This is a genomic window from Klebsiella sp. RC2 (genome assembly GCF_014192815.1).
Classification (GTDB): Bacteria; Pseudomonadota; Gammaproteobacteria; order Enterobacterales; family Enterobacteriaceae; genus Klebsiella; species Klebsiella variicola.
This window is the reverse complement of sequence record NZ_JACHYL010000003.1, coordinates 706070-729968: the sequence shown is the minus strand read 5'-3', so window position 1 is coordinate 729968 and position 23899 is coordinate 706070. Positions and strand designations below refer to the sequence as shown.

23 protein-coding genes are annotated in these 23899 nt (G+C 57.5%); 8 read left to right on the top strand and 15 right to left on the bottom strand.

Features of this window, described 5'->3' with window-relative positions:
- The 3 genes from FHW76_RS13080 to FHW76_RS13070 are packed head-to-tail and all read right to left on the bottom strand — an operon-like array spanning position 1 to position 2303.
- Positions 1-741 carry an amino acid ABC transporter ATP-binding protein gene (locus FHW76_RS13080; RefSeq protein WP_064171146.1) on the bottom strand — a complete coding sequence of 247 codons (741 nt, stop codon included), beginning with the start codon at positions 739-741 and terminating at the stop codon, positions 1-3.
- Positions 738-1463: an amino acid ABC transporter permease gene (locus tag FHW76_RS13075; RefSeq protein ID WP_008807665.1), complete on the bottom strand. Its 726-nt coding sequence runs from the start codon at positions 1461-1463 to the stop codon at positions 738-740. The genes FHW76_RS13080 and FHW76_RS13075 overlap by 4 nt, the downstream gene beginning before the upstream one ends.
- Before the next feature lie 27 nt (positions 1464-1490).
- A complete protein-coding gene (locus tag FHW76_RS13070) occupies positions 1491-2303 on the bottom strand; it encodes an ABC transporter substrate-binding protein (RefSeq protein ID WP_012968501.1) in 813 nt (270 codons plus the stop codon).
- Between the two features lie 192 nt (positions 2304-2495).
- On the opposite strand from FHW76_RS13070, the gene FHW76_RS13065 reads away from it, so the two are divergent.
- Positions 2496-3392 (top strand): GntR family transcriptional regulator, encoded by an 897-nt coding sequence (locus FHW76_RS13065; protein WP_012542124.1) that lies wholly within the window; start codon positions 2496-2498, stop codon positions 3390-3392.
- A 51-nt stretch (positions 3393-3443) separates the two neighbouring features.
- Positions 3444-4229: an SDR family oxidoreductase gene (locus FHW76_RS13060; RefSeq protein WP_012968500.1), complete on the top strand. Its 786-nt coding sequence runs from the start codon at positions 3444-3446 to the stop codon at positions 4227-4229.
- 122 nt (positions 4230-4351) lie between these two features.
- Here FHW76_RS13060 and FHW76_RS13055 read toward each other — a convergent pair whose 3' ends face one another.
- Entirely contained in the window at positions 4352-5794 is a 1443-nt protein-coding gene (locus FHW76_RS13055) for a DHA2 family efflux MFS transporter permease subunit (protein WP_183476758.1), read from the bottom strand.
- A 165-nt stretch (positions 5795-5959) separates the two neighbouring features.
- On the opposite strand from FHW76_RS13055, the gene FHW76_RS13050 reads away from it, so the two are divergent.
- Entirely contained in the window at positions 5960-6547 is a 588-nt protein-coding gene (locus FHW76_RS13050; protein ID WP_012542120.1) for a TetR/AcrR family transcriptional regulator C-terminal domain-containing protein, read from the top strand.
- 143 nt (positions 6548-6690) lie between these two features.
- On the opposite strand, the gene FHW76_RS13045 is transcribed toward FHW76_RS13050, so the two are convergent.
- The 7 genes from FHW76_RS13045 to FHW76_RS13015 all read right to left on the bottom strand — a co-directional run bounded on the left by FHW76_RS13045 (position 6691) and on the right by FHW76_RS13015 (position 15089).
- Positions 6691-7824 carry an NAD(P)/FAD-dependent oxidoreductase gene (locus FHW76_RS13045; RefSeq protein ID WP_183476755.1) on the bottom strand — a complete coding sequence of 378 codons (1134 nt, stop codon included), beginning with the start codon at positions 7822-7824 and terminating at the stop codon, positions 6691-6693.
- Positions 7825-8149: 325 nt separating this feature from the next.
- Positions 8150-8494: an SLOG family protein gene (locus tag FHW76_RS13040; RefSeq protein ID WP_060619130.1), complete on the bottom strand. Its 345-nt coding sequence runs from the start codon at positions 8492-8494 to the stop codon at positions 8150-8152.
- 65 nt (positions 8495-8559) lie between these two features.
- Positions 8560-10212, bottom strand: a complete 1653-nt coding sequence (locus FHW76_RS13035) for a Na/Pi cotransporter family protein (protein ID WP_072122599.1) — start codon at positions 10210-10212, stop codon at positions 8560-8562.
- 14 nt (positions 10213-10226) lie between these two features.
- On the bottom strand, positions 10227-10451 hold the full coding sequence (locus tag FHW76_RS13030; protein WP_012968495.1) for a hypothetical protein: 225 nt from the start codon (positions 10449-10451) through the stop codon (positions 10227-10229).
- Between the two features lie 75 nt (positions 10452-10526).
- On the bottom strand, positions 10527-13220 hold the full coding sequence (gene mgtA / locus FHW76_RS13025; protein WP_012968494.1) for a magnesium-translocating P-type ATPase: 2694 nt from the start codon (positions 13218-13220) through the stop codon (positions 10527-10529).
- A 317-nt stretch (positions 13221-13537) separates the two neighbouring features.
- Positions 13538-13783 carry a hypothetical protein gene (locus FHW76_RS13020; RefSeq protein WP_012968493.1) on the bottom strand — a complete coding sequence of 82 codons (246 nt, stop codon included), beginning with the start codon at positions 13781-13783 and terminating at the stop codon, positions 13538-13540.
- Between the two features lie 400 nt (positions 13784-14183).
- Positions 14184-15089, bottom strand: coding sequence for a LysR family transcriptional regulator (locus FHW76_RS13015; RefSeq protein WP_155011863.1), 906 nt, complete (start codon positions 15087-15089; stop codon positions 14184-14186).
- A 167-nt stretch (positions 15090-15256) separates the two neighbouring features.
- Between FHW76_RS13015 and FHW76_RS13010 the strand changes: the two genes are divergently transcribed.
- Positions 15257-16006 (top strand): SDR family oxidoreductase, encoded by a 750-nt coding sequence (locus FHW76_RS13010; protein ID WP_012968491.1) that lies wholly within the window; start codon positions 15257-15259, stop codon positions 16004-16006.
- An 89-nt stretch (positions 16007-16095) separates the two neighbouring features.
- Here FHW76_RS13010 and FHW76_RS13005 read toward each other — a convergent pair whose 3' ends face one another.
- Positions 16096-16689, bottom strand: coding sequence for an ester cyclase (locus tag FHW76_RS13005; RefSeq protein ID WP_012968490.1), 594 nt, complete (start codon positions 16687-16689; stop codon positions 16096-16098).
- A gap of 2 nt (positions 16690-16691) precedes the next feature.
- On the bottom strand, positions 16692-17801 hold the full coding sequence (locus FHW76_RS13000; protein WP_012968489.1) for an alkene reductase: 1110 nt from the start codon (positions 17799-17801) through the stop codon (positions 16692-16694).
- Positions 17802-17901: 100 nt separating this feature from the next.
- Here FHW76_RS13000 and FHW76_RS12995 point away from each other — a divergent pair, with 100 nt between their 5' ends.
- Entirely contained in the window at positions 17902-18837 is a 936-nt protein-coding gene (locus tag FHW76_RS12995) for a LysR family transcriptional regulator (RefSeq protein ID WP_012968488.1), read from the top strand.
- A gap of 13 nt (positions 18838-18850) precedes the next feature.
- Here FHW76_RS12995 and FHW76_RS12990 read toward each other — a convergent pair whose 3' ends face one another.
- Both FHW76_RS12990 and FHW76_RS12985 read right to left on the bottom strand, forming a co-directional pair.
- Entirely contained in the window at positions 18851-19681 is an 831-nt protein-coding gene (locus tag FHW76_RS12990; RefSeq protein WP_012968487.1) for an oxidoreductase, read from the bottom strand.
- 102 nt (positions 19682-19783) lie between these two features.
- Positions 19784-20791 (bottom strand): AraC family transcriptional regulator, encoded by a 1008-nt coding sequence (locus tag FHW76_RS12985; protein ID WP_012968486.1) that lies wholly within the window; start codon positions 20789-20791, stop codon positions 19784-19786.
- Positions 20792-21017: 226 nt separating this feature from the next.
- On the opposite strand from FHW76_RS12985, the gene FHW76_RS12980 reads away from it, so the two are divergent.
- From FHW76_RS12980 to FHW76_RS12970, 3 genes are all read left to right on the top strand, one after another.
- A complete protein-coding gene (locus FHW76_RS12980; protein WP_008807647.1) occupies positions 21018-21875 on the top strand; it encodes a MurR/RpiR family transcriptional regulator in 858 nt (285 codons plus the stop codon).
- A 128-nt stretch (positions 21876-22003) separates the two neighbouring features.
- The gene (locus tag FHW76_RS12975) at positions 22004-23332 is read left to right on the top strand and encodes an aspartate aminotransferase family protein (protein WP_012968485.1); all 1329 of its coding nucleotides are present in this window, start codon (positions 22004-22006) and stop codon (positions 23330-23332) included.
- Positions 23329-23883, top strand: a complete 555-nt coding sequence (locus FHW76_RS12970; RefSeq protein WP_012968484.1) for a carboxymuconolactone decarboxylase family protein — start codon at positions 23329-23331, stop codon at positions 23881-23883. Before FHW76_RS12975 ends, FHW76_RS12970 begins: the two co-directional genes overlap by 4 nt.
- Positions 23884-23899 lie beyond the last annotated feature (16 nt).

Here is a 23899-nt window from a genome sequence, read left to right as displayed (position 1 = left end):
TTAATGTAATATTTGCGTCAGGAAGCGCTGCGCGCGGTCGCTGACATGGCCGGCGAAGAAATCGCTGGTGTTGGCGCGATCGATAATTTCGCCGTCTTCCATAAACAGAATCTTGTTAGCGGCCCGACGGGCGAAGCCCATTTCGTGAGTCACCACCATGCTGGTCATGCCTTCTGCGCTAAGCTCCGCCATGACTTCCAGCACTTCACGGATCATCTCCGGGTCGAGGGCGGAAGTGGGCTCGTCGTAGAGCATCAGCTCGGGCTTCATCGCCAGCGCCCGGGCAATCGCCACGCGCTGCTGCTGTCCGCCGGAGAGCTCGTCCGGAAAATGGTCTGCACGTTCGTTGATGCGCACTTTTGCCAGCAGGTTGTCCGCCAGTTTGCGGGCATCAATACGGTTCATTCCCAACACCGTCATCGGGGCCAGCATGATGTTTTCCGCTGCGGTCAGGTGCGAGAACAGCTCGTAGTTCTGGAACACCATGCCAATGCGCTGACGCAGTTTGTGCGCCGGCACATCGCCCCGGCTGATGTGCTGGCTGGCGAAGAACACATCGCCGCTGTCGGCGGGCGAGAGCATGTTGACGCAGCGTAGCAGGGTGGATTTTCCCGAGCCGGACGGGCCAATCAGCACCACGGTTTCTCCGCGTTGCACGGTCAGAGAGCAGTTTTTGAGTACGGCCTGGCGACCAAAAGTCTTATCAATGCCGATCATCTCCAGCAGCGGTTTCTCACTCATGGTTCCTCCCGGACGGTTTTCGGTAATTTAAACAGGCGAGTCAGCCGCTTCTGGCTTTTGCTGCGGCGCTGCCTGGGATCCAGCACGCGTTCCAGCCACGACTGGAAGATCATGAACAGGCTGGTGAGCAGCAGGTAATAGATGCCCGCAGCGCAAAGCGCTTCGAAGTAACGGAAGCTGGCGCTGGCGGCCTGGTTAGCGACCAGCAGCAGTTCCTGAACGGCGATAACCGAGACCAGCGCGCTCGATTTCAGCATGCTGATCATCTGGTTACCCATCGGCGGCAGAACGATGCGTGCGGCCTGAGGCAGAACGATTTTTCGCATGATCTGGCCGTGAGTCATCCCCAGCGCCATGCCGGCGGTGCGCTGGCCGCTTTTCACCGCCTGCAGGCCAGAGCGCAGAATTTCCGCCATGTAGGCGCCTTCATTGAGCGAAAGGGCCAGCACTGCACAGGTAAACGCGGAGAAGCGTAAGCCGAAGCCTGGCAGCACGTTGTAGACAAAGATTATCTGGAACAGCACCGGCGTCCCGCGAAACAGCCACAGGTAGAAAAAGGCCAGCCCTTTCCCGGCGCGAAACGGCGCTTCCTGCAACAGCGCCAACACCAGGCCCAGCACCACGCCACACAACAGTGAGCAGAGGGTAATCAGTAGCGTCATCCACGCACCCCGAATAAATTCGGGGGAGAGGAAGTACTGCCACATTAAATCGATCGACATAGCGTTCTCCGGTTAATGGCAAACGGGTTAGAAAAGGGCAACGGAGTCTGGGAAGTTCCACTTCTTAATCAGTTGCGTGTAGGTGCCATTTTTGACGAGTCTCTGCAGACCTTGCTCCAGCAGGGCCTGGGTTGCGGTATCGCCTTTACGCACGGCAAAGGCGATGTGAGTATTCGCTTCGAACTCAGCGCCAACCGCTTCGAACATGCCGGCTTTTTCGGTAAACAGGGCGACGGTGCCCGGCGTGGAGAGGAACTCGGCATCGGCACGTCCCTGGGCGACGGCCACGGCGGAATCGGTGGCGGCGGGGAACGTCATGACGTTGATGGCCGGTTTTTTGGCCTCCACGCAGCGCTGATTGTCTGCCCGCGCCTGGCTCTCTTCGATCCCGCCGAGCGTCACGGCGATGTTTTTGCCGCAGAGGCTCAGGTCACGTCCGGTTATGTTGGCCGGGTTACCTTTGCGGACCACCACGCGGCTGCCGATTTTCAGATAGGGTACGAAGTCAACCTGCTCGGCACGGGTCGGATTGACGTACATGGCGGAGTTGATGATATCCAGACGTTTACCCTGCAGCGCCGGAATAAGCCCTTTGAATTCCATCGGCATTGGCGCTGGCGTCAGTTGGATCTCTTTGCTTAGCGCGTTGATCAGGTCGATATCGAAGCCGGTAAGCTTGCCTGCTTTCACGTATTCAAAAGGCATGAACGTCGCTGCCGTTCCATAGGTCAGTTGACCCTTGGCGATGGTTTCCACCGCCGCATGGCTGACCAGCGGCAGGGCGGTCAGCGCGAACATCAAAGTACGCACATGGCGAAACAGAAAAGAATTGCTGGACATAGTCGTCTCCTGGCTAAGGTTTAAATTGAATTTAGTGAGTCAATAAATACAATTATGTGTGTGAAAAAAATGTCTCATTCTGGTGCGTGTTGCACGTTAACCGTGCACTCTCTGCTTTACTTTGCTGCGTTTTGTTGCTCGTGATATTGTATATATCGACCACAACAATGCATTTCAGGGAATCGTGAATTCATGCAGCCTGACTCCACTGCGAGCAGTCGCCGGATAGCCCGGCAAATACTCGACCTGATATCTGAAGCAAGATTCGATCCAGGTCATCATTTACGTGAGCAACATCTTGCCGATGCGTTGGGTGTTTCGCGTACGCCGGTACGTGCCGGGCTCAAGGAACTGACCCGAATGGGGGCGGTTGAAGCGCGGCCAAACCAGGGTTTTTTCCTCCTTAAACGCAGTAATGAGCTGGATCAGCTGGAGATTGAGCAGTCCAAGAGCAATGACCAGAAGTTGTACGAGCAACTGGTCCATGACCGCATTGCAGGTATCCTGCCGGAATCCTTTACCCAGACCGAAATCAGCCAGCGCTATGATGTTGATCGCGGCGTGCTGACCCGTACACTGGTGAAGCTATCGGAGGATGGCCTGATTGCCCGCAATGCAGGGCATGGCTGGCGCTTTCTGCAAACCCTGAACTCCGATATCGCTCTGCGCAATAGCTACGGTTTTCGCCTGATGATTGAACCGATGGCGTTGCTGACGCCCAACCTGCATGTTGACCGGCAGATGCTTAAACGTCTGCGCGCCCGGCATCTGAGACTCATCACCCACCCGGACATTACGCAGGTCCCGGCCAAAGAGATTTTCGAAACCGATGCGGCGTTTCATGAGTTGCTGGCAGAGGCCAGCGGCAACCTGTTTGTATTACAGGCTATTCAGCAGCAAAACCGGCTGCGCCGCCTGCTGGAATTTGGTAGCTATCACAATAAGCGTCGCGTAAAAGAGTGGTGCGAAGAGCACGTTGCCATCATTGATGCCCTGCGAGAGAACAAACAGGAACAGGCGGCAGAGTTGATGAGAAAACACCTGCAATACGCGTTTGACCAGGTCAATGTAAAAAGCCCACGCGTATAACTGGCATCACTATTGCACATAATGCTCCTGAAAATACAATCAGGAGCATTTATGAATTTGCAGATACAACAGCGTGTGGCACTGGTTTGCGGTGCGGGAAGTGGTCTTGGACAGGCTATCGCCTGCTCGCTGGCGCAGGAAGGCGTGAAGGTCGCCGTGACAGGCCGCAACAGAGAGAAGCTGGCGCAAACGGTGGAACGCATCACTCAGCTGGGCGGTACCGCCCGCGCCTGGCCGCTGGATTTTGCCGTCCCGAAACAGTTTGATACGGTCATCGCCGATATCCGCGAGCACTGGGGCGACATCGATATTCTGGTCAATAATTCCGGTGGCCCACCGCCCACGCTGGCACAGGGGACGGACGGCGCCGTCTGGCAACAGCAATTTTCAGTGATGGTCGCCTCGTTAATCCAGCTCACCGATAAACTACTGCCCGCCATGCGCAGCCGTGGCTGGGGACGCATTATTACCTCCACCTCGTCCGGTGTGATTGCCCCGATTCCGGGTCTCGCCCTGTCGAATGCGCTGCGCATGAGCTTACTCGGCTGGTCGAAAACCCTTGCCGCTGAAGTGGCGGCCGACGGCGTCACGGTGAATGTGATGGTGCCTGGGCGCATTGCTACCGACCGGGTGGGGCAGCTGGATGCTATCAAGGCGAAACGGGAACATTCCACTGCGGAAGCGGTCGCGGAGAAGAGTCGTCTGAGCATTCCGGCGGGACGTTATGGCCACCCCCATGAGTACGGCGCTACCGCTGCCTTTTTGGCAAGCCAGCCTGCCAGCTACATTACCGGGGCGGTGATCCGGGTCGATGGCGGATTGATTGGTTCGGTTTAGTGGGGAGTCGCGTGCAATGCCAGTCGCTGGTGTCGTTGACTGGCATTCACGCCTCTCTCGCGCTCATTCAGAATGAGGTGTTAACTATTGCGTACCGGGTGCGGGACAGGACGCCAGACCGGTTATCTTGTTTCTTCCCGCGTTGATGATCCCTGATGGTTCACCATGAAAAGTGCTGAAAGGGTGAGCAGTATGGCGCCGCTGATCAGTATCCACCCGGCGTGCTGAAAGGCGGCTAAGCTACTCTGCGTATGCGCCAGTCTGACGTAGCACGCCGTCACCAGGGCCGCGCCAGCCATCGCGCCAACACGCTGCAGGATGTTGAGAATCGGTGCTGCATCAGAAACATGACGGGTACCCGCCATCGCCAGGCCTGCCGCCATCGCCGGCACTGTCGCAAGGGCTAAACCGAATCCTCTGATAGCGAGTGCGCTACCGACCAGGAGGTAGCTACTGCCCCCATCAATCATGGCCAGCGGCCATGTCGCTAACACCGAGAGCAAGCCGCCAACGATCAGCACCACGCGAGGACCCAGCCGGTCTGAGAAATAACCGGCGACCGGGAATCCTGTGGCAGAACCGATTAACTGCGGAGTAAGGAGCAAACCCACGTCAGCCAGTGCTTCATGGCAAACGTCGCGGAAATACAACGGGAGCAGGAACTGTCCACCAAAATTCACCGCACCTCCGATAGCCATCAGCAACGCCGATAATGTGAAGCCACGATGTTTGAAAAGGCTGAGATGAAGTAAAGGCGAGTCAATGCGAAAAGAGCGATAGATAAACAAGCCGATAAACAGTGCGCCCACGCTGAGTAAGATAATGTTCCCGCTATTTTCACCACTATTCAGGCTGACACCTTTAATACCCTCCATGAGCAGGGGAAGGCTACAAAGAATCAGTATTAACCCCATCCAGTCCAGGGAGAGCGGCTTATCATTTTTTATTGTCGGGCGAGGGAGTAATTTCCATCCCGCAAGCCAGGCACAGAGAGATAAGGGGACATTAATAAAAAACAAGACTCGCCATCCGCAGACCTGAAGCAGCACGGCCCCCAGAGACGTTCCTAGTAAGGGCGCAATGACGATAGCCACGCCTATCGTACCAATGATCCGCCCGAGGCGCTCACGACCGACCACCAGACCCAGGATCGTCTGCCCGGCCGGCACGAGTAACCCGCCTGCCAGACCTTGCATTATTCTGGCGGTGAGCAGCACCTCGATATTCGGGGATAACGCGCAAACTGCCGAGAAAACACCAAATAAAATAAGTGCATAGAGCCAAAGTTGGGTGGCGCCAAACCGTTTTACCGCCCATGCGCTAACCGGAACGCCTGCGGCCAGCGCCATGAGGTACGCGGTGGCTATCCACTGGATGGAGGCGTCCGTCACCCCAAGGCCGTTTGCCATGGTCGGAAGCGCAGCACTGAGCATGGTGGATGAGAGCATGGTAGCGAATGCCCCAAGGGTGATGATGGCGGCTTGCATCCACAAAACCGGCGGGATGGCATTGATGGGGCCAGCATGGTTTGTTTTCTTTACCTGCGTATCTCGATTGATATTCATGGGATGACCTTTAGGTGCGATGCGTTAAAAATCTATCATTGATCAATTTTTCTATCAATGATAGATTTATTTTCATCAATGGCGCCGGTAGGCTCCTGGTCAGGAGAAGATCTCTTTTCATCTACCACGGGCTCGGTTGGATGCATTAACAACAGGATGAACACCATGGCTAAAATTCAGCGGGATCAGGTCATTAATGCTGCATTAGCACTCTTAGATGAAGTCGGGCTGGAAGCGATAACGACGCGAAAGCTGGCGCAAAAGCTGGGGGTAGAATCCGCAACGCTGTACTGGCATTTCAGGAACAAGGCCAGCTTACTGGAAGAGATGGCCGCAACTGTTTTGGCCAGGCACCATTCGCTTCCGCTGGCTGAAGACACGGCCGAGTGGGCAGACTGGCTGGCAAATAACGCGCGCAGTTTCCGCCGCGCGCTTCTCGCTCATCGGGATGGCGCACTGCTCCATGCGGGGACAACACCGGCGCGGGTAGGAGGGGAAACGTTCTACCCAAAGGTGGCTTACCTTATGCGGGCCGGCTTTTCTGAGGCCGAAGCCGCAATGATATTACTCACTATTAGCGAATATACCCTGGGATGCGTATTAGAGGAGCAGTCTCGTACAGACAGACATGATGATGAAAGATTGTCTACACCCTCAACAGAAATCAGTCGTATCGATGCGCTTACCCACCAGCATCCCGATACCTGTTTTGAGTTCGGTCTGTCTTTGATCATGAAGGGGTTATTAAAATAACTCGTTCCAGATTTCAGCTATTGCGACAGCGTTTTAATGATTTTATATCCGGAGCGTTATTCTCCGGACATTACTGAACATTGACCTCCCGATGGCGGGAGGGTGATTTGTTCATGGCGCAAGAATCACCGCAGCGTCGGGGATCAGGATCCTGTTTTATACTGGTTAAAAAAATGCAACAACGCGCCGGGTGTCTCGTCCCCAAAGAGAATGCCTGCCATTGCCTGCGCGTCGTTGGCCGCACTTTCGACGCGGATAAACATCTGTTCTTCATAAGCGGACAGCGCGGCTTCAGGATTATCTGCATTGGCCGCAATCGCGAGTCCCAGCTCAGCGCCATCCTCTAATGCGAGATTAGCGCCTTCGCCGAAGGGCAGCACAAGATGCGCGGCGTCACCCAACAGCGTTACGCCTGCTGTTCGCGGCCATCGAAGTCCGGGAGGTAAAAAGTGAATAGGGCGCAATACGGGCTCACCATCACCCTCCGTAATCAATGTTTGCAGTGGATGTGCCCAGCCATCGAATTCATCGACTATGCGTTGCACGTCAACCTGTGCATTAGCGGACGTCACGTCAGCGAACCAGGCCTGGGGTTGGCACAGAGCAATGTAAACGTGGATCACGCCGCCAGGCTCCCGGTGCGCCATGATACCCTTGCCCGGCGAGAGCGCAAAAAATGAGCCGCGGCCTACTGCTTGCGCGCAAGCCAGATGATCAGTATCAACGTGACTAAGCCAGCGCTCGACATACGAAAATCCCGCATAGGCAGGGACAGCATCGGTGACCAGAGCGCGGACACGCGACCAGGCACCATCTGCGCCCACCACCAGGGAGACCCTGGTGGTGGCGCCATCCGTAAAGTACAAACTATGCGTGCCGTCATCATGGGGGACGATATCTGCCACTTTACGGCCCCATTGCACGGTGTCCGCAGGAAGCGACTCCAGCAGCAGCGTGCGAAGCGCGCCGCGAGAGACTTCTGGTCGGCCGCCCAAACCATCATCGAACTGCTCGAACAATACGTTGCCCTCTTTATCGAGTACGCGCGTGGATTGACCACCAGGAAGAATAAGGGCCCGGAAGGCATCGTACAGGCCTGCCGCTATCAGCGCCCACTGGCCATTATGATCGTGGATATCCAGCAAGCCACCTTGTGGGCGGGCCTCGGGAGAGGCTTCAGCTTCGTAGACCACAGAGGAAATGCCGTGAACATGTAAAACACGTGCGAGCATGAGGCCGCCGAGTCCTGCTCCGACGATGGCAATGGATGAGGTCATTTTTTCGCTCCAGGTAAGGTATGGCGGGTGTCGTTGTCCGGCTGTTCCTGGTTTCGATACCGCACGAATAAGGGGAGTGGACGTGAAATCTCATCCCGTGGACCAACGGAAGCCTGAGGGTATGCTGAGCGGTATTGCCCATATTGTTCCCGGACAATTGGGGGCCGGGACCCCCGCCTGACTCTCCTCTCTGCGCTCAGCTTACACTTAGACGAGTAAGGTTCTCTATATTGACCATTGCTGGTTAATCGTCAAGGCCGTCATTCAATACCCCTTCAGCGGACGCCAGCCTGTGGCCATGGTCACCGAACTTCACCCACTCAGGTTAAACGACGTCGATGACGCGGATCCCTCTGTGTTTCGCCATCTTTATGCACTCCGCCGTATCTTCTCCGCCAGGAAATGCCAGCAGTACGTCAGGGCGGCTATCTTCCAGCATAAACAAATTGCGCCTTGTCTCCGCATATTTTCCGTGCAGCGCCCAGTTTGCCGGGTAGCGGATCACGTGAACGTCGATCCCGCGCGCCCAGTTTTCTATCGCGCCGCCCAGCGCCTGGTGCCCTCCGTGAATCAACACGTTAATTATCTGTGTACGGGCATAGAGATCCAGCACATGGGTGATGGTATGGGTGTCGGCATAAAACCGACCCGAGCAGATTAACACTCGCATTTTTTGTACCTTAACGTTGCTTGCCTTGAAAAGGATCTCGTCCGCGCGCTGGCGGTTATTGTTTTTTAAACATCCGGCGGCGTTTCAATAAACCGCAGCGAGGTATCGCCCAGGCGGTCAATGACCGGGTAGGCGACGGCGGCGATATGGTGATGCACGCGGCGGTAGTCCCGTAGCACCCGCTGGAAAATGTCGCCGGATTCCGCCCAGGCATTCTTGTCCTCCCGCAGTTTTTTGAAGTGCTCGCGGCTGGCGGAGGCCTCCAGCTGGCGGATGGTTTCTTTGCGCTGCACCAGCTGGTGGGCAGCAGACAAGTCTTCACGCAGGAATGCCGCTATTCCTAAGTTCAGGCTGGTGAGGAGCTCCGCATGCAGCAGGCGAATATGGTGTAATTCAAAGTCGTTAAAATGTTCTCCCCGGCGTGCGCGGCGCGTGGCCAGCTGGGTCAGATTGCTGGAGAGAATGTCGCCCGCGTGCTCAACATTGATGATGAACATCAGGATTTCCTGGGCACGATCGGCATCTGCATCATTCAGCCCGTCCTGACCAATGTCGGCGAGGTAGGCGCGAACTGCCGCGCTCAGCAGATCGACCGACTGCTCCAGCTGGCGGATGTCATCGGCAGCCTGTTTTTCCTGGGTCACAAACAGCACCAGCAGTCGGTCCAGCATGATGGTTAGCATGTCGGCGGCGCGCAGCGATTCGCGAACCGAATTGGACAGGCCGATATAAGCCACTTCCAGACCCGCATCGTCGAGATACATCGGCATACCCGGGTCGCCTACGCGCTCTTCTTCCGGAAACAGTCGCTCCAGGAAGCGAGCCATTGGCACGTTCAGGCCGATAAACAGCAGCGCGAGCACCACGCTAAAGGCGGTATGAAACCACACCACCAGCTGCGGCGTGTTCAGCCCGGATTTACGGGCGATCGCCATCAGCAACGGCAGAAGCAGTAACGCCAGCACGCAGCCGGACAGGCGGACCATCAGGTTGCCAACCGGCAGGCGGCGGGCCACCGCGGACCCGGCGTTTAACACCGGCGGTAACGCGCCGCCGATGTTGGCGCCAAGCACCAGCACCAGGGCCGTAGCCGGGGTCAGCGTGCCGGTACCGGCGAGGGAGGCGATCAGCAAAATCATCGCCACGCTGGAGTGGCACAGGAGCGTCAGGAGCGCCGCCACCAGCAGGGCAATGAAAATATCGCCCTGTAGCCCCTGCATCACGGCATGAAACACCGGCGTGACCTCAATGTCCTGCAGCGTGCCGCCCAGTAAATGCAGCGCCAGCAGCATCAGGCCGAGGCCAATCAGGGCGCAGCCCACGCTTTCAAAGCTGGAATGGTCGCGTAGCTTGAAAACCACAAACCCGGCCAGCAGAAGCAGCGGAATGGCGATTTCCATGTTAAAGCTCATCAGCTGGACCACCAGCGTGGAGCCGATGTTGGCGCCGAGCATCACCGCAAGCGCGGGGGCAAGGCTTAGCGTACCTGCGGCGGTAAATGACGTCGCCATCATACTGACCGCCGTGCTGCTTTGCAGAATGCCGGTAATGCCAATGCCGGAGAGCAGGGCGGTCCAGCGGTTAGTGAGGTGGCGTCCCATCCAGTTGCGCAGCGGCGTGCCGAAGCCGCGCTGCAGCGCCGTTGAAATCATATGGCTGCCCCAGAGCAGCAATGCGATGGCGCCAGCCAGGTGAATTAACAGAGTGGTTCCGGACATTATGAATTCCCCCTCTACAGGGCGGGTAGTGAAATAAAACGCAGTAACCTGATCGAAAAACGATGTATGGCGCTGGCGAGGTTCAGTAATGCTTTAGTGTGTTGATAGTTAATCTTCCCTCCGGCGTACCATGCCAGGGCACGGACGCGAAGGGTGCGGGTTATTTTCATTAAAAATAAGACAATCAACGCGATGGACTTATTTTTAATCAGGAAAATGAGGGAATGTCGCTTTTCCATAATGCTTCCAGCCCGTGTGGCCTGCCTGAAAGGTGCCGCCGAAGCGGCACGTGAATCACCGTCTTTAACGCAGAATTAGTGCCACTGCCTGAAGCGACGGATGTAGAACGTTTTCATGCCCTGCGCCACGCAGCAGTAGGCGAGCAGGGTGCCGACCAGCCACGGGAAGTACTGCCACGGCAGCGCCTGCAGCCCAACCAACGGCCCGAGCGGAGAGAACGGCACGTAAATTCCAATAGCCATAATCAGACCGGTCATCATCAGTACCGGCCAGGCGGCGGTGCTCTGAATGAACGGAATTTTCTGGGTACGCAGCATGTGCACCACCAGCGTCTGCGACAGCAGGCCTTCAACGAACCAGCCGGACTGGAACAGGGTCTGCATGTGTTCGCTGTTGGCGCTGAACACAAACCACATCAGCGCAAAGGTCGTCATGTCAAAAATGGACGAGGTCGGGCCAATCCAGACCATAAAGCGGCCGATGTTTCTTGCATCCCACTTGCGCGGTTTGCTCAGGAACTCTTTGTCCGTTTTGTCCCACGGCAGCGCGAGCTGGGAGATGTCGTACATCAGGTTTTGCAGCAGCAACTGGATCGCGAGCATCGGCAGGAACGGAATGAACGCGCTGGCCACCAGTACCGAGAACACGTTGCCAAAGTTGGAGCTGGCGGTCATGTTCAGGTACTTCATAATGTTGCCAAAGGTCTCGCGGCCTTTGATGACGCCTTCTTCCAGCACCATCAGGCTCTTTTCCAGCAAGATGATGTCGGCCGATTCCTTGGCGATATCGGTGCCACTGTCGACCGAGATACCCACGTCGGCATCGCGCAGAGCAGGGGCATCGTTAATGCCGTCACCAAGAAAGCCCACCGTATGACCGTTGGCCTGCAGCGCCTTCAGCACGCGTGATTTCTGCAGCGGCGTTAGCTTGGCGAACACCGTGCGCTCTTCCACCAACTGCTGCAGGGCCGTGTCGCTCAACGCCTCAATCTGCGGGCCGAGTACCGGTTCGCCTGGATCCAGTCCCACCTGGCGGCAAATCCGCGTAGTGACAATCGCGTTATCGCCGGTCAGCACTTTGACTGCGACGCCAATATCCATCAGGGCAGCAATCGCCGGACCCGCGCTCTCCTTAGGTGGATCGAGGAAGGTGAGGAAGCCGCGGATAATCAGATCGTGCTCATCAGCGGTGCTGTACAGTCTTTTTGCTTCGGCTTTCGGAATGTCGCGCGTAGCGACCACCAGAACGCGGAAGCCGTCTTTGTTGTAGTCGTTCGCCATCGCCAGCATGGCGTCACGGCGCTGATCGTCGAGGGGGATAACCTTGCCATTCTCTTCCATGTGGGTGGCGATGCTCAGCATCTCCTCCACGGCGCCTTTGCACACCAGCAGATGATTGCTCTGGCTGTCTTTCACCACAATCGACAGGCGACGGCGCACGAAGTCGAACGGCATCTCATCGACTTTGCTGTACCCCTGAGGTTGCACAAAGCCCGACTCATTTTCAGAGAAGTAAATGACCGCCTGGTCCATCAGGTTTTTGATGCCGCTTTGATAGTGGCTGTTGAGCCAGGCCAGCGCCAGCACGGACTGATTTTTCTGACCGTGCGTGTCGACGTGGTGCTCAAGGATGATCTTATCCTGCGTCAGGGTGCCGGTTTTGTCGGTGCACAGCACGTCCATCGCGCCCAGGTTCTGAATCGCGTTAAGGCGCTTAACCACGACTTTACGCTTCGCCATGGCCACCGCGCCCTTGGCGAGGTTGGCGCTGACGATCATTGGCAGCATTTCTGGCGTCAGGCCTACGGCGACGGCCAGAGCAAACAGCAGGGCATCCCACCATTCGCCCTTCATCAGGCCGTTAATCAGGAACACCACCGGCACCATCACTAGCATAAAGCGGATCAACAGCCAGCTGACGCTGTTCACCCCGCGGTCAAACGCCGTTTGCGCCCGGGTGCCGACAATCGCTTTTGCCAGTGAGCCAAAGTAGGTCCTTGGCCCGGTCGCCACCACGACCGCCTGAGCGGTGCCGCTGACAACGTTGGTCCCCATGAAGCAGATGTTTGGCATATCCAACAGATTTTCGTTGTCAACCGCCTTGTCGTGCGCGGATTTCTGCGCCACGTCGCCAAGGGTGTCGTACTTCTCAATCGGCAGCGCTTCGCCGGTCAGGACGGCCTGACTGATAAACAGGTCGCGTGATTCGATCAAACGGACGTCGGCCGGGATCATGTCGCCCGCATAGAGCTGCACGATATCGCCCACCACCAGCTCGCGCATCGGGATTTCACGTGGCGTTCCTTTTTGCCCGGCGTGTTCGCGACGAACGACCGTCGCGGTGGTGCGAACCATCGCTTTCAGCGCTTCGGCCGATTTAGCCGAGCGGTGTTCCTGCCAGAAGCGCACCAGTCCGCTGAGGGCAACCATGGTGCCGATGATTATCACCGTCGTCAGGTCGCCGTCTTCGCCATGGCTGGTGGGCAGCCAGTAGTCGGTGAAGAAGCTGATCCCGGCGAGAATGGCGAGCACATAAATAAACGGGTTGTTAAACGCCATCAGCAGCTGGATCAGCGCATGCGGCGGCTTGTCATGAGTCACTTCGTTCAGGCCATCCCGCTCCAGCCGGGCATTTGCCTGGGCTTCCTGCAGCCCTTCCCGGGTAGTGTTGAGGTTGACCAGGGTTTCTGCGATACCGTTTTGGGCTTCCTGGGCGGCACGCATAGACAGCGTGCTTTTTTTATTTCGGTTCTTGATTTGTACAGTCATAGTGCTGCTCCTGTCGCCGGACGGCAGCAGGCTTTTTACGGTAAGACCCGGATTAAGGGCGGCCGAAAATAGCCCGATGTCGCATCAGCGATCGGTTTTAATTAATTTCGCACAGGGCTTCCCGCTGTTTATTATTAAAAAAATAAACAGGCGTGAAGTTTATATTTTGTTTTATTTGGACGTGATTATTCCTGCCGATGTACAAGTATGAATACATCAGTGAATAAACAGGTACCAGCAGTGACTTAACTCAGCGTGACGCACGAAAACGGGCTGCGGCATAGCGCGCAGACACGGCCTACGGCGTAACGGCTGAATCAGGCGACGAAGGGGCGACTTTGTGGGTCTTCGCCATCAGAGAAGCGGCAACGACGCTCCAGCTGGCCGGTGACAGGACTGACGCGCCAGTTAGTAATGCGTTGATTCAACTCGCTGATTTTCGAAGAGAATATAGAGCTTTGCTGTTTTTTGCGCGCAGACGACACCCGATCGCGGGGCGGCCGGACACGCAGCGTTGATGTCATGGTTTTGACACCAGGAAAAAGGGTAAATTTGAAGTTCATAACACACCTCGGGACCGTGAAAACTCTGGTCGAGGTGGGACAACACGAGAGCATCAGGCTCCGGCGAGACACACCAAAACGAAGAAGTGATCACAATCGATTTTATGTTTACTTGTCCGAATAACCGTTAAGGCCATATTCGGACCGCTACTAAATTCAGTATCCATTAGTCTCTTATGTCAGATTAGGAAAGGCCACAACTTAGGCCCATGAAATCTACCCATAGCCAATGTTATTGTCAACCCATTCATATCAATTTAAATCTTCGTTTATATTTTGTGTAGAAACATCAAATCGTAGATTTAATCATTGGTGTTTTTCGGACGGTCGTAAAAAGGAAAAATAGCGATCAGTGCGTTCAATTGTGGACCACCCTCGGCGCTGCGTCAGATAACGCGCTTTATCCCTGCACCGCAGCCGGAAAAACCGCCGCCAGCCATTCAATAAAGACGCGGAGCCGGGGCGGCACGTGCCGGTGCCGGGCATAGACGACGTGAAAGGGATAGGGGGCCGGGCGCCAGGCGCTGAGGATCTCCACCAGCTTGCCGCTTGCCAGCGCGGGTTTTAGCGAATAGGTAAAGGTCTGCACAATGCCTAAGCCCGCCTCGCCGGCGGCAATATGCGCGTTGCTCTCATTGATGCCGAGATGGGGCTCTGTCTTGAGCTCGGTACTGACGCCGTGACGCGTAAAGCGAAACGGAAACGCTCTGCCGCTGGCCGGCGACAGATAGCTGATGAGCTGGTGGCCATGATGGAGTTCATCCGGCGAGGCGGGCGTGCCGCAGCGTTGAAGATAGCCAGGGGTGGCGCAGGTGACCAGCGTCGCCTCGCCGATTTTACGGGCGATCAGCGTCGAGTCTTCCATCGGCCCGCCGCGGATGGCGCAGTCAATATTGCCGCTGATGAGGTCCGCGGGTTTATCGGCCACCTGCAAATCAATACGGATATCCGGCCAGGCGGTCATAAATTCCGCCAGCAGCGGGATCAGCACATCGCACGCGGTCGACCCACCGATGGCGATCCGTAGATGGCCCTTCGGCTTATTGTGGGCGGTATTGAAGGAGGCGTCGATCTCTTCCAGGTCTTCCAGCAGGCAGCGAGCTTTTTCATAGTACTCCCGTCCTTCCGGCGTCACGGTAATACGCCGGGTGGTGCGCTGCAGGAGGGAAACCCCCAGGTGCGCTTCCAGTTGCTTGATGGTTTTGCTGAGCGTGGCGTTGGGCATATCCAGCGAGTCCGCGGCGCGGGTAAAGCTGCCGGCTTCGACAACGCGGGTGAAGGCTTTGAGGGCTGAAAATCGGTCCATTATTCGCAGTATCCTGGTTAGTGGGCGTCCATTATCCACGGAGGGGAAAAGTGTTTTTCAGATTAGGCCATTTTTCCGCCTCTCTGAGGCGATTACAGTGCTTTCCATACCCGGCGGGGCGCTTTCGCGAGCCTGGCCTGTTTATACTCTAACCAAGGAAATGCACCATGAGCAAAAAACTTGCGGATAAAGTGGCGTTAGTGACCGGCGGCAGCACCGGGATTGGCCTGGCGTCGGCGAAAGCGCTGGCGGAGCAGGGCGCGAAGGTGTATATCACCGGCCGCCGACAGGAGGAGCTGGATGCGGCGGTAAGATTCATCGGGCCCGCCGCCCGCGGGATCCGCGCCGACGCCGCCGTGTTAAGCGACCTTGACGCGGTATTTGCGACCATTGCCGACGAGTCCGGCCGCCTGGATGTGCTGTTCGCCAATGCTGGCGGCGGGGATATGCTGCCACTCAGCGCCATCACCGAAGCGCACATCGAGCGGATATTCGCCACCAACGTGCGCGGGGTGGTGTTCACCGTCCAGAAAGCGCTGCCGCTGCTCACCGACGGCGCCTCGGTGATTTTGACCGGCTCTACGGCGGCGGTCAAAGGGACGGCGAACTTCAGCATCTATAGCGCCAGTAAAGCGGCGGTACGCAGCCTGGCGCGCTCCTGGGCGCTGGAGGTGAACGATCGCGGGATCCGCATCAATGTCGTCAGCCCGGGGCCGGTGCGTACCCCGGGTCTGGGAGGACTGGTTGCGGAGGCGGACCGTCAGGGCTTGTTCGACGCCCTGGCCGCCAGCGTACCGCTCGGGCGGCTGGGCGAGCCGGAGGAGATTGGCAGGGCGGTGGTATTTTTAGCGTCTGACGAGTCGAGCTTTATTAACGCCGCAGAGATCTATGTCGACGGTGGCATGGCGCAAATCTAAGCACAGTCTGTCGCCAGGCGAGCCGCCCCGGCGGATACCGGGGGGCTCGTGGTTATGGCGATCGCTTACTCACCGCTCGGGTGGGCAGCTTATTGCGCGCCCAGCTGTTTCATCAGCGTCAGGTTATCTTCAATATGCCAGTTGGCGGCAATTTTACCGCCGCTGATCTGATAGATATCGGTGGCGATAAAATCGATATTTTGTCCCTTACCCTTCCGGGTGCCGAAGGTCCCGGTAAAGTGGCCATGAAAATGTAAGTGTGAGACCACCCGGTCACCGGCCACAATCATTTGTTCGACATCACAACGTAAATCCGGCACCGCCTGACGAAACGCTCTGGAGGCGAGGATCGCGCCTTCCGGCCCTTGTCGGCGCCCTTCCGGGGGCGTTTTATCGATAAAATTCCCCGCCAGCGCCGCCCGGGCCAGCGCTTCATCACCGGTATTCCAGAACGTGGCGTATTGCCTGGCGACATATTCATTGGCGGCGCGTGTGGCAGGGGGAAGGCCGCTGTCAACGATGAGCTGGGCTGGCTTCAGCAAACCCTGCGGGGCTGAAAACGCGGAGCCGGATATCCCGGCAAGCAGCAGCGCGGTGGCGCAGCGCCGCAGCGTGATGCCGCGTCTGGCCTGCGTACAGACAACAGCGAAACTACGGCTGGCAGGTAACATTTTGCGGGTCATTTTCACTCTTTATGCTCCGTATAGAAGGGATAGTCGGTATAGCCCACCTCTGTCCCGCCAAACAGCGTGGCGGGATCGCTGACGGTCGCCAGCGGCCAGCGGTGCTGAAGCCGCTGCGGCAGGTCAGGATTAGCAATAAACGGCCGGCCGAAAGCCACCAGGTCGGCGAAACCGGCGGTGAGGATACGTTCCGCCTTTTGCTGATCGTAATTGCCGGCCACGATCAGGGTGCCGCTGAAGGTCGCGCGCAGCGTGTCACGAAAGTGCTGGGGAACGGCTGGCGCATCGTCCCAGTCCGCCTCCGCCAGGTGGATAAAGGCGATACCCTGCTGTTCGCACCAGGCCGCCAGGGCAAGGATGGCGTCGATCACCTGCGGGTCGTTCATCCCGCGCTGGGTAATGAAGGGGGAAAGGCGGATGCCCGTCCGCTCGCGGCCAATGACGTCGCCGATGGCGGTCAGCACCTCCTGGGCAAAACGGATCCGGTTGCTCAGGCTACCGCCGTACTCATCAGTACGCTGGTTGGCGGTACGCCGCAGGAACTGGTCGATCAGATAGCCATTGCCGCCGTGCACTTCCACGCCGTCAAACCCCGCCGCTATCGCATTGCGCGCCGCCTGACGGTAATCGGCGACAATACGCTGAATATCCGATCGGGAGAGCGCCCGCGGCGGTGGGCAGTCCACCATCTGGCCCCGGCCTTGCTCATCCACCACCCAGACCTGGGCGTCCGGCGCCAGCGCCGACGGGGCCACGGGGTGCCCATCCGCATGAAAACGAGCGTGCGACATCCGGCCCACGTGCCAGAGCTGAGAAAAAATAACGCCGCCAGCATGGTGAACGGCCCCGGTCGTCAGCTGCCAGCCGGCAATCTGCTCAGCGGAATGCAGGCCAGGCGTCCAGGAGTATCCCTGTCCCTCAGGAGATATTTGCGTCGCCTCCGTGACGATCAATCCGGCGCTGGCGCGCTGGCGGTAATATTCTGCCATCAGCGCGGAGGGGATATTTCCGGGCTGCAGGGCGCGCGCCCGGGTCATGGGAGCCATGACGATGCGGTTTTTCAACGGCAGCGTGCCGATGCGGTAACGATCGAAAAGTGAGAGGCTGTTCATACGGGTGTCCCTTGCGAGTGGAATGAAAATCACTTTACAGTCGGGATCTGATTTTGATAATTAGGCTAAAATCAGATTCACTTTTCAGGAAATACGAAAAATGGGCAAGCTGGAAGATATGGCGCTGCTGGTGGCTGTCGCCGAGGCGGGGGGACTCTCCGCCGCTGGCAGACGGTTATCGCTCTCACCGGCCACCATGACGGCCCGTCTGAAGGCGATGGAGGAGCGCTACCAGACCCGCCTGTTCCATCGTTCCACGCGCGCGATCACCCTGACCAGGGCGGGGGAAGATTTTTATCATGCCGCGCGGCGCGTACTGGAGGAGGCCCGTCACGCCGAATCGTTGCTGACGCAAAAGGAAGGGGTGCTGAGCGGCAATATTCGTCTTTCCGCCCCCTCCGACTTTGGCCGACAGTATCTTAGCCCGGCCATCGTCGACTTTTCCCGCCGTCACCCGGAGGTCACGTTTTCCGTGTTCTTAGGTGAGCGCGTGGAGGATCTGGTCGCCAACCGGCTGGATATGAGCATTCGCGTCGGTAACCTGCCAGACAGTAGTTTGGCGATCCGCCATATCCGCCCCAACCACCGGGTGCTGGTGGCTTCGGAGGCTTATCTTGCCACTCACGGAACGCCTGCCGCCCTCGACGAGTTGCACCATCACCGCTGCCTGGCGCTGGAGCGGCACGGTGTGGTGATGAATGAATGGCGCTTCGAGGAGGCGGGAAAGGAGCGCGTGGTGCGGGTGACGCCGGCGATGGTCTGCGACGATGGGGCACTGCTGCGGCAGTGGGCGCTCAGCGGGGCGGGGATCGCCGGTAAATCATGGTGGGATGTGAAGAGGGATGTCGAGGAGGGACGGCTTCAGGTGCTATTTGCCGAGCGCTTCACCGGATTCAGCCCCTTAGACCGCAAGGAGGTTGGGCTGCAGTTTGTCTTTCCCCAGCGAAAGCTGCAGCCGCCACAGGTGTCGGCGTTTATGGCGTTTTTTATCGACTGGCTGGGAGAGTCATCCCCCTCCAGCGCGAGGCGAAGGTGAGCAGAACATGACCTCAGCGCATCTGGCTGAGGATAATACGATCGAAAAGACGGTCGCCCAGCCAGACACGCATCCGGATAAGCAGCTTGGCATACTTACCGACGGCATAACGGGGGCGTGGATTTGAGGCCTTCACCGCAACCAGGACCACCTCGGCGATCGTCTGCGGGTCGCTGCCGGTGCCATGGCCGTACGTTTTTTGGATCGACAGGGCGACCCCTTTTACCAACTGACCATACGGTCCTGTGGCCGAACGTTTGACAATACTTTCACTGGCCGCATCGCCGAAGCCGGTTTCAATCACTCCAGGTTCGATGATAACCACCTTGATGCCGAAGTCGGCAACTTCCAGCCGCAGGCAGTCTGACCACCCCTCAAGTGCATGTTTGGTGGCGTGGTACCATGCGCCGAGGACGCTATACATCTTCCCGCCCATGGAAGAGATATTGACAATATATCCGCGACGGCGGGCGCGCATTGCGGGAAGCAGTAGTTGCGTGAGATGCGCCGCGCCGAAGAGATTGACCTCAAACTGGTAGCGAGCCTCATCGATACCGATCTCTTCGACCGGGCCATACAGGCCAAAACCGGCATTATTGACCAGTACATCGACCCCTCCGGTCTGAGACAGAATGGTGTTCACGACCGCCAGCCGATCGTCCTGTCGTGAGAGATCCATCTGCAGGCATTGGGCCCCTAGCGAAGCCAGATCGTCCATTTTCCCGAGCTGCCGGGCAGCAACGTAAACCTGGTAACCCTCCTGGATAAGACGACGGGCAATGGCTTTCCCCATCCCTGACGATGCGCCGGTGACCAGCGCGGTTTTCTTTTCCTGAATAAACATAAGCACCTCGGCAAGTAGACTGCGCTGAGTGTGCCTGCTGTCAGGCGCGGTGTCGCTGGCACGGTGCGCCACAATACTGGCAAAGCGCGCCATGACGCGCGCTTAGTTGAGGCGCATCATGTCTCTGAGGGTTTCTGGCGTCTGGCCGGTCCACGCCATAAAAGCCCGATAGAAGGAATTCGGATCTTCAAAACCGAGCAGAAAGGCGATCTCATAACCGGAAAGCGTGGTATTGAGAAGATAGTGGCGAGCCAGCGCTTCGCGACAAGCGTGAACAAGGGCGCGATAATTCTCTCCCTCCTGCTTCAGCCTGCGCTGCAGGGTGCGTTTGCTCATTCCCAGACGTTGCGCCGTATTGTCGATAGAGGCGTCGTTGCCCGGCAGAAGCTCCAGCAGGACTGCATGAACACGTTCAGCCGTTGAGGCCTGATCGCTAAGCTGGCTGAGACGACGCTGCAGCTCCGGCTCAAAGACCTGCCACATACCCTCGTTCACCGTCAAAAAGGGGCGCAGGGCATCAGCGGCGGCAAAGCTGATGGTCGCCCGCTTTCCACGCTGTATGGTCGTGCCGAAGAAGGCTGAAAAGTGGTGGGTCTGCTGGCGGGTGAGGGGCTGTGAGAGCGTTACTTTCACGGCCTGAACCGGTTCGCGGGTGGCCAGTCGGTTCAGACGAAGTAAAAATGCCAGCTCTGCCACTTCCAGAGAGGCAGGGATTTCTGTTGCTCCCAGCCAGCGCGGAGACACTGTCAGCGTGCCGTTCTGCACGACCGTCGTCTCCAGCACCATGGGGGCAATAAGCAGTTTATACTTGGCCAGCCGCTGGACCGCCTGCATCATGTGGGTACTACACAAGGCGGCGAACAGCGGGGGATCAAACACTTCCGCAGAGACCCTTTCTACAAAGGGCAAAGGAAAGGCCTGATCGTCGCTTTCTTTTTCCAGCACGCGCCAGAAACGCAGATACTCATCGGTAGTCAGACCGCGATTGATGTCTGAAAAGGTGTCGTCCGGCAAACCGGCCTGGCGGAGGAGATGTTCAGGCTCCATCCCTGCGTCTTTGAGCAGCGCTCGCCAACGGAGATTGAGAGAAAAAGTGCGGTTGCGTGCCATGGTGAGATTTCCAGCAGTGAACAGGGCTTTGATGTGCAACGCCCCCTGATAAGAGCATACCTTTTCCCACCCGCCAGTGACATTCCTCTTGCGCCATATTTGAAGTAAAGCACGCCAGCAATGAGAAGGGGGAACGGATGTGACCCGCGGGGTCGTTAGCCACCTATAGAGTCTTGATCTCAAATATGATTAGATAGCTTTCACTTAAAACCAGTAAGTAGCTGCCATGAATCTCAGGGAAAAAATCATTAATGAATTCGGCGGGTTGTCGCCCGAGCTGCAACGCGCCGCCGAGTTCTCACTGCAAAATGCCAGCCAACTGGTGGTGTTATCGATGCGTGCCTTCGCGGCGGAAGCCGGGGTAAAACCGGCGACGCTGCTGCGTCTGGCGCAGCGGCTGGGTTACCGCGGCTGGAGCGAGCTGAAAAGCGATTTCATTGACGACCTGGGGCTGCGCAATGATACGTACGTATCAAAAGCGGAAAAAATGATGGCCCGCGGCACGCAAACGCAGCTGTATAAAGAGGTTTTTCAGGCGCATCAGGCGAATCTGACCTTTACGCAAAACGAAAATGCGCAGGAGATGGAGCAGGCGGTGACCTTGCTCGATAGCGCGGAGAATGTCTATATCTGCGGATTCCGCGCCAGCTTTCCAATCGCGTGGTCGCTGTTTTATGTCTATCGACTGTTCAACCGGCAGGTATCGTTAATCGATGGCCTGGCCAGCAATATCGAAGTTTTCACCCGCGAACTGACCAACCGGGATTGCGTCTTACTCACCAGTTTTGCGCCCTATTCACGCGAATCACTGGATGTTTTACGGGCAGCCCGACAGGCAGGGGCGAAGATCCTCGCCATTACCGACTCGCCGGTTTCCCCCTTAGCGCAGGCGGCAGACTGCACGCTGCTGTTTTCCATCGACAGTCCGTCATTTTTCCCTTCCGTGGTCTCGGGCATGGGGCTGGCGGAGTGTTTACTGGCGATGCTGGTGGTGCGCCACGGCCGGGAGGCGGTGAGTAAAATTGAAAGTGCCGAGCGCTATCTTATCGATTCTGGCGTCTATGTGATCCCCGGTAAATCCTGATAAATGATTCAAATGTATCTGGTATAAGAATTATGGATGCATTTATATCTTTATTTCGTTGACGTGATCCAAATGGATCCTGCAAGATACGCTCAATTAATGTAGCGGATTCAGGAGCAGAACCCAGTATGAGTCATGTCATTCACCGCAGCCTGCGTAGCACGCCGATCGTGGCCTCACGTGCCCAGGGGGCCTATATCTTTGATGCCCAGGGAAAGCCGTATCTTGATGCCTGCGGCGGGGCGGCGGTTTCCTGCCTCGGACACGCACACCCTGATGTGCTGGCGGCGATGCACCGCCAGATCGATCAGCTGGCCTATGCGCATACCAGTTTTTTTACCAGTGATGTCGTGGAACAGCTGGCCGAACATCTCACCCGCACGGCGCCCGGCGAGCTTAACTATGCCTACTTTGTCTCGGGCGGATCCGAAGCAATAGAGACGGCGCTGAAGATGGCGCGGCAGTACTTTGTGGAGATCGGCCAGCCATCGCGCACCCGATTTATCGCCCGTAAACAGAGCTATCACGGCAATACGCTGGGCGCGCTGGCGGTGGGCGGTAACGAATGGCGCCGTCGCCAGTTTGCCCCCTTATTAATGGATGTTATCCGCGTCTCAGCCTGCAATGAGTACCGCGATCGCCGGGCTGACGAGACCCAGCAACAGTATACCGAACGTCTGCTTAATGAGCTGGAGCAAGCCATTCTTGAGGCCGGCCCGGAAACGATTATCGGTTTCTGTGCGGAAACGGTGGTGGGGGCGACGACGGGGGCCACGCCGCCGACGCCGGGCTATCTGAAGGGGGTGCGCCGCCTGTGCGATAAATACGGCATCCTCTATATCGCCGATGAGGTGATGTGCGGTATGGGGCGTACCGGGACGCTGCACGCGTTTGAACAAGAGGACGTGGTGCCTGATTTAGTAACCATCGCCAAGGGACTCGGCGGGGGTTATCAGCCGATTGGGGCGGTACTGGCGAGTGAGACCATTGTTTCCGCGCTGAAGGCGGGCAGCGGGTTGTTCCAGCATGGCCACACTTACATTTGTCATGCTACCGCCGCGTCGGCAGCGCTGGCGGTGCAGCAGGTGATTGCGCGCGATAATTTACTGGCTGCCGTCAAACAGCAGGGCGCCTATCTGCAACAGGCCCTGCGCGAGGTGTTGGGTGAGTTACCGCATGTCGGCGATACGCGCGGACGCGGCCTGTTTGCCGGCGTCGAGCTGGTGCGCGATAAAGACAACAAAACCCCGTTCGATCCTGCCCTGAAGCTGCATGCTGCGATCAAAGCAAATTGTATGGCGCGTGGGTTGATGGTCTACCCCATGGGCGGCACGATCGATGGTCAGTATGGCGATCACATCCTGATCGCGCCGCCGTTTATCATCACCCCGGCGCAGATCGACTTTGTGGTCGATACGCTGAACAGCGTGATCCGCGAAGAGACGGGAAAATTATGATCAATCGTTTACCGCCCCTGGCGGAACAGGAATGGGACGAGCGGCAACGTCAGTTAGCGGAAGAGATCATCAATGGGCCGCGCGGCGCCTTACTGCCGCCTTTTGAGCCGCTGCTGCGTAGTCCCGAGCTGATGGCGCATGCCCAGCGTATGGGGGAGTATTTACGTTATCGCAGCGCGCTGGGTCAGCGTCTTTCTGAACTGGCGATTTTGCTGACAGCACGGCACTGGTCACAGCCGGTAGAGTGGGCGATCCATGCGCCAATAGCACGTGAGAAGGGCATCTCTGCCGCGGCGGTGCGGGCGATTAAGCAACGGCGCCCGCCAGACGATCTCCGGCCCGATGAGCAGGTGATCTATGACTTCTGTCAGCAACTGCATCAGCAGCAAAAGGTGAGTGATAGCACCTGGCAACAAGCCGTTGATTTATGGGGTGAGAAGGGCGTGGTGGATCTGATTGGGATAAACGGTTATTACAGTTTTCTCTCCATGGTGATGAACAGCGCCCAGACGCCCGTACCGGATACCACCGACTCTCTATTTTCTGAATAAGTTAGCCTTTTCATTC